Annotated in this window: 13 protein-coding genes; 9 read left to right on the top strand and 4 right to left on the bottom strand. The window is 45.4% G+C overall.

The genetic code is table 11. The features are described 5' to 3' along the window. The first annotated feature begins 83 nt into the window (after positions 1 to 83). Genes G7035_RS05185 through G7035_RS05175 form a run of 3 tightly spaced genes read left to right on the top strand, consistent with a single transcriptional unit; the run spans position 84 to position 4,097 of the window. A complete protein-coding gene (locus tag G7035_RS05185; RefSeq protein WP_019686083.1) occupies positions 84 to 1,784 on the top strand; it encodes a spore germination protein in 1,701 nt (566 codons plus the stop codon). Positions 1,785 to 1,806: 22 nt separating this feature from the next. After that, positions 1,807 to 2,901: a GerAB/ArcD/ProY family transporter gene (locus G7035_RS05180; RefSeq protein WP_196478892.1), complete on the top strand. Its 1,095-nt coding sequence runs from the start codon at positions 1,807 to 1,809 to the stop codon at positions 2,899 to 2,901. Further along, on the top strand, positions 2,898 to 4,097 hold the full coding sequence (locus tag G7035_RS05175) for a Ger(x)C family spore germination protein (RefSeq protein WP_017425754.1): 1,200 nt from the start codon (positions 2,898 to 2,900) through the stop codon (positions 4,095 to 4,097). Before G7035_RS05180 ends, G7035_RS05175 begins: the two co-directional genes overlap by 4 nt. A gap of 75 nt (positions 4,098 to 4,172) precedes the next feature. Here the strand turns inward: G7035_RS05175 and G7035_RS05170 are convergent, their stop codons facing one another. Beyond that, positions 4,173 to 4,721 (bottom strand): PadR family transcriptional regulator, encoded by a 549-nt coding sequence (locus G7035_RS05170; protein WP_016819419.1) that lies wholly within the window; start codon positions 4,719 to 4,721, stop codon positions 4,173 to 4,175. A 161-nt stretch (positions 4,722 to 4,882) separates the two neighbouring features. Between G7035_RS05170 and G7035_RS05165 the strand changes: the two genes are divergently transcribed. Beyond that, a complete protein-coding gene (locus tag G7035_RS05165; RefSeq protein ID WP_019686084.1) occupies positions 4,883 to 5,374 on the top strand; it encodes a phenolic acid decarboxylase in 492 nt (163 codons plus the stop codon). 108 nt (positions 5,375 to 5,482) lie between these two features. On the opposite strand, the gene G7035_RS05160 is transcribed toward G7035_RS05165, so the two are convergent. The 3 genes from G7035_RS05160 to G7035_RS05150 all read right to left on the bottom strand — a co-directional run bounded on the left by G7035_RS05160 (position 5,483) and on the right by G7035_RS05150 (position 8,102). Then, the gene (locus tag G7035_RS05160) at positions 5,483 to 5,929 is read right to left on the bottom strand and encodes a hypothetical protein (protein ID WP_017425753.1); all 447 of its coding nucleotides are present in this window, start codon (positions 5,927 to 5,929) and stop codon (positions 5,483 to 5,485) included. 270 nt (positions 5,930 to 6,199) lie between these two features. Further along, the gene (locus G7035_RS05155; RefSeq protein WP_016819416.1) at positions 6,200 to 6,595 is read right to left on the bottom strand and encodes a winged helix-turn-helix transcriptional regulator; all 396 of its coding nucleotides are present in this window, start codon (positions 6,593 to 6,595) and stop codon (positions 6,200 to 6,202) included. A gap of 163 nt (positions 6,596 to 6,758) precedes the next feature. Continuing rightward, complete coding sequence (locus G7035_RS05150; RefSeq protein WP_017425752.1) at positions 6,759 to 8,102, bottom strand: glycoside hydrolase family 30 protein; 1,344 nt, start codon at positions 8,100 to 8,102, stop codon at positions 6,759 to 6,761. A gap of 213 nt (positions 8,103 to 8,315) precedes the next feature. On the opposite strand from G7035_RS05150, the gene G7035_RS05145 reads away from it, so the two are divergent. From G7035_RS05145 to psiE, 5 genes are all read left to right on the top strand, one after another. After that, positions 8,316 to 8,996, top strand: a complete 681-nt coding sequence (locus tag G7035_RS05145) for a response regulator transcription factor (RefSeq protein ID WP_016819414.1) — start codon at positions 8,316 to 8,318, stop codon at positions 8,994 to 8,996. Beyond that, positions 8,993 to 10,762, top strand: coding sequence for a sensor histidine kinase (locus tag G7035_RS05140; protein ID WP_017425751.1), 1,770 nt, complete (start codon positions 8,993 to 8,995; stop codon positions 10,760 to 10,762). Before G7035_RS05145 ends, G7035_RS05140 begins: the two co-directional genes overlap by 4 nt. Before the next feature lie 24 nt (positions 10,763 to 10,786). Next, on the top strand, positions 10,787 to 11,296 hold the full coding sequence (gene pssA, locus G7035_RS05135) for a CDP-diacylglycerol--serine O-phosphatidyltransferase (RefSeq protein ID WP_025363970.1): 510 nt from the start codon (positions 10,787 to 10,789) through the stop codon (positions 11,294 to 11,296). Positions 11,297 to 11,318: 22 nt separating this feature from the next. Beyond that, positions 11,319 to 11,813, top strand: coding sequence for a DedA family protein (locus tag G7035_RS05130; RefSeq protein ID WP_016819411.1), 495 nt, complete (start codon positions 11,319 to 11,321; stop codon positions 11,811 to 11,813). Positions 11,814 to 11,901: 88 nt separating this feature from the next. Further along, a complete protein-coding gene (gene psiE, locus G7035_RS05125; RefSeq protein ID WP_016819410.1) occupies positions 11,902 to 12,318 on the top strand; it encodes a phosphate-starvation-inducible protein PsiE in 417 nt (138 codons plus the stop codon). The last annotated feature ends 1 nt before the right edge of the window (position 12,319 follow it).

Here is a 12,319-nt window from a genome sequence, read left to right as displayed (position 1 = left end):
ATCTGCCTCAATCCTTCATGCATCTTTTTTCTAATCCAGGTAAATCTATATACAAATCCTATGGAAGTGAAGGAGTGAACAGCGTGTGGCAGGTCATCGGAACTCATGCGCCCAAATGGAATGTGTGGGTGGAAGCCTTCTTTTTGTTCATCATACCTTTGATTATTTTTCTGACAGTACGACAACTTAAAGCGTTGGATGGTCGAGAGAGCAGACGTATGGAACGATTAAAGCTTATGGAAGAAGAAGATCGTTCGGAGCAGGCAGATCATAATCCATCTGTCAGTGAGGCAGAGAAGGAAAAGGGGACCTTTACCGAAGATTATGAAGCCAATATAGCAAAAATCAGACAAGCAGTTGCAGACATGGCAGACGTAAACGAACGCTCGATTTTTCTGGAAAATCTGAACGCTGTAAGCACACTTTTTTTTGTGGATGGATTAACGGACAAGGTTGGCATGGATCAGAATATTTTAAAGCCGCTAATGGATTGGGGCAGCTCCGGGCAAGAGAGGGGAGAGCTTCCGCGAGGAAAAGAGCTTCGGGATATGATTGTTCACCAGGTCATGCTGGTATCGGAGACGGAGTATACGTTAGAGGTGCAGTTCTCCTTGCAAAAGGTGCTGTTTGGTTCAGTCATACTCGTGATTCAGGGCATACCGGGTGCTTTTGTGCTGGGTACACCCAAAGGAAATACACGAGGGGTGGAAGATCCTATATCGGAATCGGTGCTGCGGGGACCGCGTGTCGGTTTTACAGAGACCCTCAGCGACAATACAGCGATGCTGCGCAGGCATGGAGAAAGTACAGAACTGGCCATGTCGTCCTTCAAAGTCGGCAAAAGAGTGGAAAAACAGCTGATGGTAGTGTATTTCAGAGATATTGCCGACCCGGAGCTTGTAGATGAGGTGAAGCGGCGGGTCCAAACCATTGATATGGATGAGGTACTGGAGTCGGGCTATGTAGAGCAGCTTATTGAGGATAATTTTCTTAGCCCATTTCTGCAAATTCAAAATACGGAGAGACCGGATCGGGTCATGGCTGCATTGCTGGAGGGACGTGTCGCGATTCTGCTGGACGGTACACCTTTTGCGCTTCTTATGCCTGTAACGTATGGGATGATGCTCCAGTCTCCCGAAGATTATTATGAGCGATGGCTACCGGGGTCGCTTATTCGATTTCTTCGGTTTATGGCAACTTTCATATCGTTATTTGCTCCAGCGCTCTATATCTCCTTTATCTCGTTTCATCCCGGACTGATTCCAACCAAGCTGGTCATTTCCATTATCAGTGCTAGACAGGGAGTGCCGTTTTCGACGTTGATTGAGGCCCTGATTATGGAAATTTCCATTGAAATTTTACGCGAGGCAGGACTTCGGCTCCCCAAACCCATCGGTCCAGCGATGGGTATCGTCGGCGGTTTGATTATTGGACAGGCGGCTGTTGACGCCGGGATTGTAAGCCCGATCCTCGTCATTGTGGTGGCAGTCACAGCGATTTCTTCCTTTTCCGCCCCTGTATACAGCGCTGGCATATCCATGCGTGTTCTTCGTTTCGGTGCCATGTTCACGGCGTCCATCTTCGGCTTGTATGGCGTGATCATGTTTTTTCTGATGCTGAGTATTCATATGGTTAAATTACACAGCTTTGGTGTTCCGTTTCTTAGTCTAACGACTCCCCGTTCGTTCAAAGACTGGAAAGATTACTTCGTACGAGCACCGTTGCAATTTATGAAAAACAGACCCATTCTTTTGAAGCATAAAGACCCTAAGCGACAAGGATGAGCTCAACACAGGAGGGAGCAAGATGGCCCGTGGGAAAAAAGCGGATAAGATTACAACGTTACAGACAACGGCAATTGTGGTTTGCTTTATGCTGGCTGCCGGGTTGCTTACCCTTCCAAGAGTAGCAACTGAAGCTGCAAAAACACCGGATGCGTGGATATCTGTCATTTTAGCAGGGGTGGGCACTTTTCTGTTCGGATGGGTTATAGTCAAACTAAGCTCACGATTACCAGAAAATACCTTTTACCAGTATGTTCAGCAAATAACAGGCAAATTCATTGGCAAAGGGATTGGTATGCTGATTGTTATTTATTTTGTTTGTATAGCCGCATTTGAAATTCGATCTGTGGAGGAAGTCACGTCGTTCTTTCTGCTTGAAGGCACTCCGGCGTGGGCGATTTCAGCACCTTTTATGTGGCTCTCTCTGTACCTATGCATGGGGGGAGTGGGTTCATTAGGAAAGATATGTCAACTGATATTTCCGGTTTCGGCGGCTATCTTTTTGCTGATTTGCTTGCTGAGTTTAAATATTTTTGAATTGAATAACTTGCGTCCTGTCTTGTCGGAGGGGGGAATGCCAGTGCTTAGAACGCTCAAGACTACAATCCTGACATTAACGGGGACAGAGTCCTTGCTGTTTATTCTTTGTCGGATGGAAAAACCGGAGAAAGCAACCAAGGCAATCGGATTGGCGATTGGGATCGCGGTCGTTTTTTATACAGCTACGTTGATCCTGTGCATTGGCGCCTTTTCAATGGAAGGGGTGTTGAGCAGAACCTGGCCATTTTTAGATTTGGCCCGCAGCTTTGAAGTGGAGTATCTGTTGTTGGAACGGTTCGAGTCCTTATTGCTGACCATTTGGATCATGCAGATTTTTGCCACATTCAGTATTGCTTTTTATTGTGCTTCGCTCGGAGTATCTCAAATTTTGAATAGCTCTTATTCCAAGATGTTGTTCATTTTGCTTCCGTTTATCTACCTCTTATCCCAAATACCGAAAAACCTGAATGAGCTATTTTCTTTTGGAACGGTTATCGGAAATGTAGCGTTCGCTTTATTCGTGCTACTTCCACTGCCCCTGCTGCTTATTTCTCGCTGGAGAGGGGTGGGGTCATGAAAAGAGTCCAGTCAGGATTACTCGGATTGATGGTTTTCCTGATATGCAGCACACTTTCAGGTTGCTGGAGCAGCTCCCCAGTAGAGGATCTAAATCTGGAGACAGGCATTGCTTTAGATGTAGCGGAAGAATCCTCGCAAGAAAAGGAAATTAATCAGGAAGGGGGAGATTATCCAAAAAAGGAGTTAATTACAGGAACCTTTCAATTTGTCATTCCAGAGGAAAGCGGCGGCTCCAACACCTCCTCTCCACAAGCAAAGAAATTTTTTAATGTTACGGAAACAGGCGATTCCGTTTTTGAAATGATAAGAGAAATTTCATTGCGGACCAATCGACCTCCCATTGGGCAACATTTGAAAACGGTTATTATCAGCTCCAGTCTGCTTCGCAAGATTCCGTTGTATGAGCTGCTGGACTTTTTCTTGGGGGATAATGACATTCGGCCGAGTGTACTGCTGCTGATTAGTACAGAAAAGGCGGGAAATACACTCCAGGAGAAAATCCCTGGTCAGATTCCTGCCTATATTTTAAAGGATATTTTCCAAAACCGGAAACGGAACGCACGGTTGATAAAGCCTATGGCCTTGGTTAAAGTGATCGGACCCATGAAGGGGGGAAGAAGCTTTATATTACCTAATGTCATTACGGCGGAGAATGAAATCAAGCTCGCAGGTGCGGGAATCATCAAGGGAAAGACGCAAACATACGGTGGTTATCTGAATGAGTCAGAGGTTGAGGGTCTTATGTGGATCAAAGGCGAGCTGAAGGGAGGCGTGCTGAAAAGCCGCGATCCGAAAAGCGGTAAAAACATAGCATATGAGATCAAAGCGGGTAAAAGCAAGATCAAGGCCATCGTCCAGGGGGACGACATTTTCTTTCAGGTAAAAATGACCTCAGAGGGACGTGTTTCGGAGGTGCATATAAAGAATGAAGATTTGCGCAACAACAATGTGCTTGGACAGGAAGAGAGTCTCTTTCAGGAGAAAGTGAATTCATTAGCTGAACAAACCGTAGCTAAGATGCAAAAGCTGAAGGTTGATGTCGGAGGTTTCGGAGAAGCCTTGAGGATTCAACATCCTAAAGTTTGGCATAAGGTCAAAAAGGATTGGGATACCACTTTTAGCACCATTCCTGTACGGTTCAGCACAGATATTCATATTGAAGATTACGGCTCTTCGATTACGACGGCAGACTAAAAGGAATTTCGTTTGTATCTGTTATAGAAAAACCTTCAATACCACGAACCTAAGTGGAATTGAAGGTTTTTTAGTCTATTTAAACAGAGACAGTGTTTCTTTCAGCCACGTAATATAGCTTTCTTCCCGATTAATGGCACGGCTCAGCACCAAATAATGACCGAATTGACTAGAGCCGGGTACTTGAAAGTTCTCGTCCAGCCGCTGGAGAGAATTTTTACTTTCGTACAGGTATTCCAGCTTTTCTTCACGTTTGGCAATCTGATCCTCGAACAAGCGCTTACTTTCTTCCTTGGGGATGGCTGCTGAGAAATACAGCATGAGCATAAACTCATCCTTTTCTGTTTCCGGTAACTCTTTGGCGCTTAGCAGCCATTCGGTCAGCTCTTGGGTCCCTTTGGGGGTAATACAGTACAGCTTCTTTTCCAGCTTGGCTCCTGTAATGGAGGTGCGATATTCAATGAGTCCCTCTTCGGTCAGTCTTTTGAGCTCGGGATAAATCTGACTGTGCTTAGCACTCCAAAATTGTCCAATTTCCTGCTTGAATTGGCTCGTAATATCGTAGCCGCTCATTTCCTCTTTGTGAACCAGACCCAAAATGGCATATTTTAATGTGCGTTTCAACGTAGCTCTCCTCGCAATGGGGTATTTGACAATAGTATATCACAGCGCTACAATTTATATGTATCTTAAAACATGTTTATATTTACATGTTTGAATGATTGTTTATTATTTTGGTGTCTTGTTCAATTCATAAACTCATAATAAGGAAAGAAGGATGCAAGATGGACAAGTTTATCGGCAGTCACATGATTTACACCTATGAGAATGGTTGGGAGTACGAAATACATATTAAAAATGAGGATACGATTGATTATCGCATTCATAGTGGTATGGTAGGCGGACGCTGGGTACGTGATCAGAAGGTCAATCTGGTGAAGCTGGTAGAGAATGTGTATAAAGTATCGTGGACCGAACCGACAGGGACAGACGTTTCCCTGAACTTTATGCCTGAGGAAAAACGGATGCATGGCATTATTTTCTTCCCTAAATGGGTTCATGAGCATCCAGAAATCACGGTACGCTACCAAAACGATTTTATTCCGCTGATGGAAGAATCGCGTGAAAAGTATGAAACCTATCCGAAGTATGTGGTTCCTGAATTTGCGGATATTACGTTCATCGAAAATGCAGGTGTGAACAACGAACAATTAATCTCCCAAGCGCCTTACGCTGGAATGACAGACGACATTCGCGCAGGGAAGCTGCAAGCATAATCCAACATGGTTAATAGAAGTTGTGCAGCCTGAGCCTGTGGTAAGCAGTCTCAGGCTTTTTTACGTAAACTGGAGAGTGGATTGCTTAATGGGAGTGGTGGACGATATCTAGAATGAATAGTAGACCAGTCCATGCTCGATAAGATATGAACGACTAATCCGAGGGGGGAGGATGGTCGCTGTTGGGGAGAGAATGTACGAATTCGCATGGGCAGTCAGATCGGATAGGGCAGATAGTGCCAGCTCTGTTTTAACAGGTCCCCAGTGATCAGCGTGGTGCTTAATATATTGTTCAGCCTCGGTCAAGGAGAGACCTTTGAGCAAAGTAAATACGGAAGCCCAGCGGACGAGATCAAAGGTGCCTTTAATTTCAGGCAGCTTATATTCCGCCAGGCCTTGAGCGCCGTTACACGATATAGTAAGCAAGCCGCAGCAATGGTGTTGATACTGTTCAGAATCAGGAAATTGACGATGGTCGTATTGGATAATTGCTATGGAACCAATGCATAATTGCGTCGTTTGCAGCGTTGAGGGCTGGGCAAGCGTCAGGCTCATACTGGAAAGGCCTCCTTCTCGGGATCATTGTAATAGGGATGGAAGAATCATACGTCACAGCGGATGTAATGTAAATCATGAATATAAGCGTAAAACAAGAATATGTAGCGGAAAATGGATTTTAATGGCAATGGAAACGGATACTTGTATCCGTCTCTTTCATTATCTTGACGATGGTCTGTATATTACATAAAACAACCCCAGGTCACCCCAGGGTCGTCTTTACGAGAAATATATATCTGCATTATGCAAAATGCTTGTTTAGCTGAATCACACGGGTGTTACATCCTGAATTGCTTCTTCTTTTTCCTCTTTCCAGATCACGTTCTCGCGATAGTTAGATCCCCAATCGTACATCGCTCGCAGTACCGGAATCAGGCTTTCGCCATGCTCCGTTAGTGAATATTCCACATGTGGAGGGACGACAGGATAGACTTTACGCAGAATGAGTTGATCTTCTTCCAGCTCGCGCAATTGGTTGGTCAGCATTTTTTGCGTAATGTGGGGGATCAGCTTCTTCAATTCACCGAACCGCTTGGTGCCTTCCATACCAAGATGCCACAAAATAATCAGCTTCCATTTGCCACCGATGACCGCGAGAGTCAATTCCTTATCACAATTAATCAGCTTCAAATCAATCCGGTCTTTTACAGTTGTGATGTTCATCGACCTCCTGTCCGTAGTTATTCCAAGTATACTATGTATAACTACAGTACGCAAAAGGAGATACATCCATTTTGGAAACTATGCATACGATGGGATACGAATAGACTGAAATCACAATCTGATGATGTGTGCCAGGCTGGAAGCTTCCAGAAATCTACGACGTTTAAGAAGGAATAACGATGGTGTTAAAGGACTCCGGCTCCAGCCCCAAACGGTGTGTTATTTCTCCGACAGACAGATTCAGCACGCGAGATTCCTTGAACGGGTTGGCGATGACCAAAGCCCTTTGTCCGTCTGTATTTTGAAAAGCAACCGCATTTCCAGCCCATGAACCTTGAATTCCAATGCGTCTGGCCCCTGGCAATACAAAATGAGAAAAGTGCTTCATAACGTAATATTCCGGGTTCAGCATAGGTTTTCGATCTGCTGGATCAACGGTGATCATCGAATTTTGCTCCCAGCCCCATGTGCTCTTGCCTCGCGGTTCCAAAACCATATTCCAGTAAATATAAGCATTCACGCCATTGGTGAAGTAGTGTTGGTACAGATTATATACATATTTGGCGTAGTCCCATGAGTTTTCTCCGTTTCCGCATTCATTTTCGGTCTGCATATAACGAAGCTCAGGATAGCTGGCTACGGTACGCTGAATGGCATTTTTACCTGCCCACTGATAGCCTACACCTTTAATATATTTATAGGCCTCGGGGTCACTCAATACGGTATGGGCATACTCATCGAAGCCAGTTGAAGTTTTCTTCATTAATTCCTCCCACGGATCGGGGGCGTTAATAGTACCCAGCCAAATTTCCGTATCCAGTCCGTGTTCTTCAAAAGCAGGCCCCAAATAGTCGCGAATAAATTCACGTAGTTGTTCTCCGGTCCATACGCAGGAAGGGAATTTCTGATCAGCAATGACTTCATTTTGAACATGAACCTGATGAATCGTAATGCCTGCCTCGCGGTATGCCTGAACAAATTTGACAAAGTACAATGCATACGCTTTCAAGATATCCTTTTCCCAGCGCAGCGTTCCGTAATTGTAGGCTTTCGGTGATTTCATCCATGTCGGCGGACTCCAGGGTGAGGCGAACAGCTTCAAGTCTGGATTGAGTTGTAACGCTTCCCGAATAAAAGGAATGAGATATTGCTGATCGCGCTCAATGGAAAAGTGCTTCATCTCTATGTCGCCGTCCGTTTCATTATGGCTGTACCATTCCAGCGCGTAGTCACTCGCTCCAATAGGAAGTCGGCATATCGTGAATTTGTGCTCGCCCTCCGGGTGAAAGAGAGCATGAAGCACCTGATCCCGCTCTTCGCTGTCCAAATGATTCAGGGCCACATAACCCAATTCATTAAAACAGCCGCCAAAGCCTTCTACAAGCTGATATGTTTCTCCTGTAAAGGTTAGGTTGGCACTCTCTTGGGTTTGGGTCAAATGATGAGCTTGGGATTGCCAAGCATTAGCTTTGGAAGTGGAAAACCACTGAATGGTTTGATTGCTCATGTGTACCCCTCCTGTTCAATCTTTTTGTATCTCTACTTATTATAGGGTAGGATCGTAGGGGAAGAGATGGTCTGAGCGAAGACAAATTTGCCCTTATCCAAGGTGAAATTTGCGGATGAGAAGTTTCCGTAAATAAGAAGTGGCGAGAACACATAAAGTACACATCTCTTTGATATGCTGTTGTCCTAGAATGACCGAAAGAGGGAAGTCGATTTGAATAAAAGAGTTCTTCTCGTGGAGGATGAAATACGTATTCGTGAAGTGATTGCGGATTATTTTAAACAAAATAATTGGGAAGTCTATGAAGCAGGCAATGGAAAAGATGCACTCCTCTGGTTTGATTCGGTGCAGCCGGAACTCATTATACTCGATATTATGATGCCTGAGCTGGATGGTTGGGAAGTATGCCGTCAGGTACGCAGCCATTCAGGTGTACCGATTATTTTGCTGACGGCCAAATCCGGTGATGATGATAAAATATTGGGCTTTGAGCTGGGGGCAGATGACTACGTGACCAAGCCTTTCAGCCCCAAGGTGCTGATTGCCCGCGCGAACGCGCTGATGAAACGGGTAGAGGGACATGTGCAGCCCGAGTCGCATATTTTGCGGTTCGGCAGTGCTATGCTCAACACGATGGCTCATCGGCTTGAAGTGGATCAGGCGGAAGTTGAGCTGACGCCCAAGGAGTATGAGCTGCTGCGGCTGCTTATACATAACAAAGGCATAGTTGTTTCACGAGAGGCGATACTGAACCGGGTGTGGGGTATCGACTTTGAAGGGGACACACGAGTTGTTGATACGCATATCAAAAAGCTGAGAAGTAAGCTGGGCCGTGAATCACGCCATATCCGCACGGTTTTTGGTACAGGCTACAGGTTCGAGGAGGAAGAATGAACAAACGGGGAGTTACCTTTAAGTTGTTCATTATGACGGTTGTGTTTTTCCTGTGTTTTTACGGAATGGTGATTTTAAGTCAATTGCTGTTTTTTGAAAATTTTTATCAGAAACAGAAGATTGGGCGTGTGGAAAGCCGTTTGCAAAGCTTCGGTCAAAGTTATGTCCAGGAGGCTTGGGGATCGGGAAGGGTTTCGCGTGAGGCAGCTCGTTTTATGCTCCAGAATAAAAACCAGCTGGCGATTGTAACGCTGGACGGCAAAGTAAAGCTGGATGATGCGTTTCATATCAATCTCAGAAAAGCAGATGGTAAAATCGTTAAAATATCGTTGTCTCTGTTTATGAGCGAATACGGAGATGAACTGAGAGCTGCCCGGATTCAGCCTGGTGACACGGTGACCGTTGAAGGTGAGGTGTTGGGAACTGACGGCATCTCCTCTGCCTATTTAATTTATCCATCAGGCATACAGAAGCTTGGTTTCAAAAATATAGGATCAATTTCAGATGAGACAAGCACAGATGACAGTGTAAGACTGTCCGGTACGGTGACAGAGATTGTGCTGCCGGATCTGAAAACATGGAGTCAGCGCCAAGGTCTGCTGTATAGTGCGCTGGAGGAATGGTTTCCTTTATCCCAGGATCATCTGGAGAAACTTAAAAATTTCGAGGTCTTGGAGGAAGAGTGGACGGAACCTTGGACAGGGGTACGAAATGCCGTTATCGTCCATCCTGTTCGTCAGAGCACAGGCGAGATCGACCTTTTGTTCACTGTGACATCGTTGCAGGAAATCAGTGAGACGAATGAGGCTCTACGCTGGTTTTATCTGTATCTGGGGATCGGCGGATTTGCACTTATTCTGATTTTGTCCCTGTTCTATTCCCGAATGGTAACCCGCCCGCTTATTACTTTGAATAATACCGCCAAGCGGATGGCCAAGCTCGATTTTACAGCCCATACGCCAATCCGGCAGAATGATGAGCTGGGTAGCCTGTCCTACAGCATGTATACCCTGTCCCAGAACCTGGACACAGCTTTGCGTGAGCTTCAGGAGGCCAATCAGCAATTGGTCGAGGACATGGAACAGAAGCAGAGAATGGAGGCTGTACAACAAGACTTTTTTGCCAATGCTTCTCATGAGCTGAAAACCCCGCTAAGTATTATCAAAGGGTTTGCAGAAGGACTGCAAGATGGAGTCAGCGCCGGGAAGCAGGACCATTATATGAAAGTCATTGTAGAGGAAGCGGACAAAATGGAGCGATTGGTCAAGGATATGCTGGACCTTGCCAAATTGGAATCTGGAACCCTCAAGCTTCGCAAAACGACCTTTATTTTGAGCGAGCTGGTGGAGGAGGTTGTGGATAAGCTATTCCATCTGTTGAAGGAGAAGCAGCTGGAAGTGGTCATTATTCCTGCCAATGAGCTGCCGATTCATGCCGATATAGGATGGATGGAACAGGTGATTATCAACTTTGTTGTCAACGCCATACGGCATGCCGAGGAAGGAAGCTCGATCACGATTCGTATCGAAGGCTCTGGGGAAGTCAATACGTTTTCCATTGAAAATAAGGGGGAGACCATCCCAGACGATCAGTTGGAGCTGATATGGAATCGTTTTTACCGGGCCGAGCTCTCCCGCAGCCGCCAGACAGGTGGGACAGGACTCGGGCTATCGATCGTTAAACGAATTCTGGATTTACACGAATTCCGCTATATGGCGGAGAATACCAAGGACGGCGTCCGTTTTGTCGTTATATTCGGAGGCTAGGCTATGGCAAAGGAGTTAAAAAGTATGAAATGGAATTGGTTGCCCTCACTTTGCACGCTTGCAAACCTGGGGGCAGGGGTGTTATCCCTGTACTTCACGATTCATGAGCAATATATGACCGCCTTTACCCTCGTGGTAGTGGCTGCTTTATGGGATGTACTGGACGGTTTGCTGGCAAGGCTGCTGCATTGCTCCAGTGATTTTGGCAAGCAACTTGATTCACTGGCGGATGTGGTCTCATTTGGTGTTGCTCCTGCTTTTCTAATCTTGCAGTACAAGCTGGGGGATACCCACTGGATAGGACCGCTTGTAGCCGTGTTGTTTGTGATATGCGGTGCGGTAAGGTTGGCGAGATTCAACCTGATGGCTTTTAGCAAAGGCTTTGTGGGCATGCCCATTACAGCTGCGGGTGTGGTTTTGTCCTTTATGTTTTTATGGAGTGAGCATTTGAAGCCGGGGTTGTTGCTGGCACTCATGGTGGTGCTGTCGTTCCTGATGGTTAGCCGTATTCCCTTCCCGTCCTTCAAAAAATAATCGGTCAGGAGGTGGCGCCTCTATGGAATGGGCCATCAGCATGATTACACAATACGGATATATTGCTATTTTTGCACTGCTTGCCCTTGGAATTATAGGGCTACCCGTTCCTGATGAAATTATTATGGTGTTTGTCGGCTACCTATCCTCTATCATGGTACTGAATTATTCCGTGTCTATATTAGTCAGTTTCATTGGGGCGATGACAGGGATGATGATCAGCTACACGTTAGGCAAAAAGCTGGGTCAGCCGCTGGTAGATAAGCACGGCAAGTGGGTGGGACTGACACCAAAGCGGTTTGCAAAGGTAAAAGGGTGGTTTGCGCGCTTTGGATTGTGGACCATTTTGTTCGGCTATTTTATTCCAGGAGTCAGACATGCGACAAGCTATTTGTCGGGGATTAGCGCGATGCCTGTACGAAAATATATGCTGGTGGCCAGCGCCGGTTCTCTGGTATGGACACTGATCTTTATCTCCATTGGTTACATTGCCGGGGCCAATATAAACTTTCATTAAGGTAACCGCAAAAGTAATGTAGCATTTTTCACGTATTGCACCGATAATATAAATAAAAGAACCTGTACAACCAGTGAGGGGATCTGTATTGAATGCATTAATGAAGTATATTGAAAAGTTACCTGGTTTTCTGCAAATGATCTTGAATATCTCGCTGTTTCTGGTCGGGCTGATTTTAAGCTTCTTACTTCTAAAAGAAACATGGGCCATATTTTCATATGTGTTCTTGTCTACAGAAGACGACAAAAATTACTATGAATTCACGGAAGAACTGCTTGTATTCTTTTTGTATTTTGAATTCATTGCATTAATCGTTAAGTACTTTAAAACCAATTTTCATTTTCCATTACGTTATTTCATCTATATTGGGATTACGGCCGTCATCAGGCTCATTATTGTGGACCATGATGATGCTAAAAATACATTCTGGTGGTCCATTGCTATCCTAGTCATGGTAGGTTCTCTATTGATTGCTAACAGTAAGTTGTTAAAGAGAGAAAGTTGAT

Origin of the sequence: Paenibacillus polymyxa, assembly GCF_015710975.1 — a bacterium.
Taxonomy (GTDB): Bacteria; Bacillota; Bacilli; order Paenibacillales; family Paenibacillaceae; genus Paenibacillus; species Paenibacillus polymyxa.
Note: the sequence above shows the minus strand (reverse complement) of the source record. Positions and strands in the feature narration are given on the sequence as shown.

What these genes read in the sequence shown, in the direction of transcription:
- G7035_RS05180 (WP_196478892.1), top strand. Translation starts at nt 1,807, where the DNA reads ATGGCCCGTGGGAAAAAAGCGGATAAGATTACAACGTTACAGACAACG.
- G7035_RS05175 (WP_017425754.1), top strand. Translation starts at nt 2,898, where the DNA reads ATGAAAAGAGTCCAGTCAGGATTACTCGGATTGATGGTTTTCCTGATA.
- G7035_RS05165 (WP_019686084.1), top strand. Translation starts at nt 4,883, where the DNA reads ATGGACAAGTTTATCGGCAGTCACATGATTTACACCTATGAGAATGGT.
- G7035_RS05160 (WP_017425753.1), bottom strand. Translation starts at nt 5,929, where the DNA reads ATGAGCCTGACGCTTGCCCAGCCCTCAACGCTGCAAACGACGCAATTA.
- G7035_RS05155 (WP_016819416.1), bottom strand. Translation starts at nt 6,595, where the DNA reads ATGAACATCACAACTGTAAAAGACCGGATTGATTTGAAGCTGATTAAT.
- G7035_RS05150 (WP_017425752.1), bottom strand. Translation starts at nt 8,102, where the DNA reads ATGAGCAATCAAACCATTCAGTGGTTTTCCACTTCCAAAGCTAATGCT.
- G7035_RS05140 (WP_017425751.1), top strand. Translation starts at nt 8,993, where the DNA reads ATGAACAAACGGGGAGTTACCTTTAAGTTGTTCATTATGACGGTTGTG.
- pssA (WP_025363970.1), top strand. Translation starts at nt 10,787, where the DNA reads ATGAAATGGAATTGGTTGCCCTCACTTTGCACGCTTGCAAACCTGGGG.
- G7035_RS05130 (WP_016819411.1), top strand. Translation starts at nt 11,319, where the DNA reads ATGGAATGGGCCATCAGCATGATTACACAATACGGATATATTGCTATT.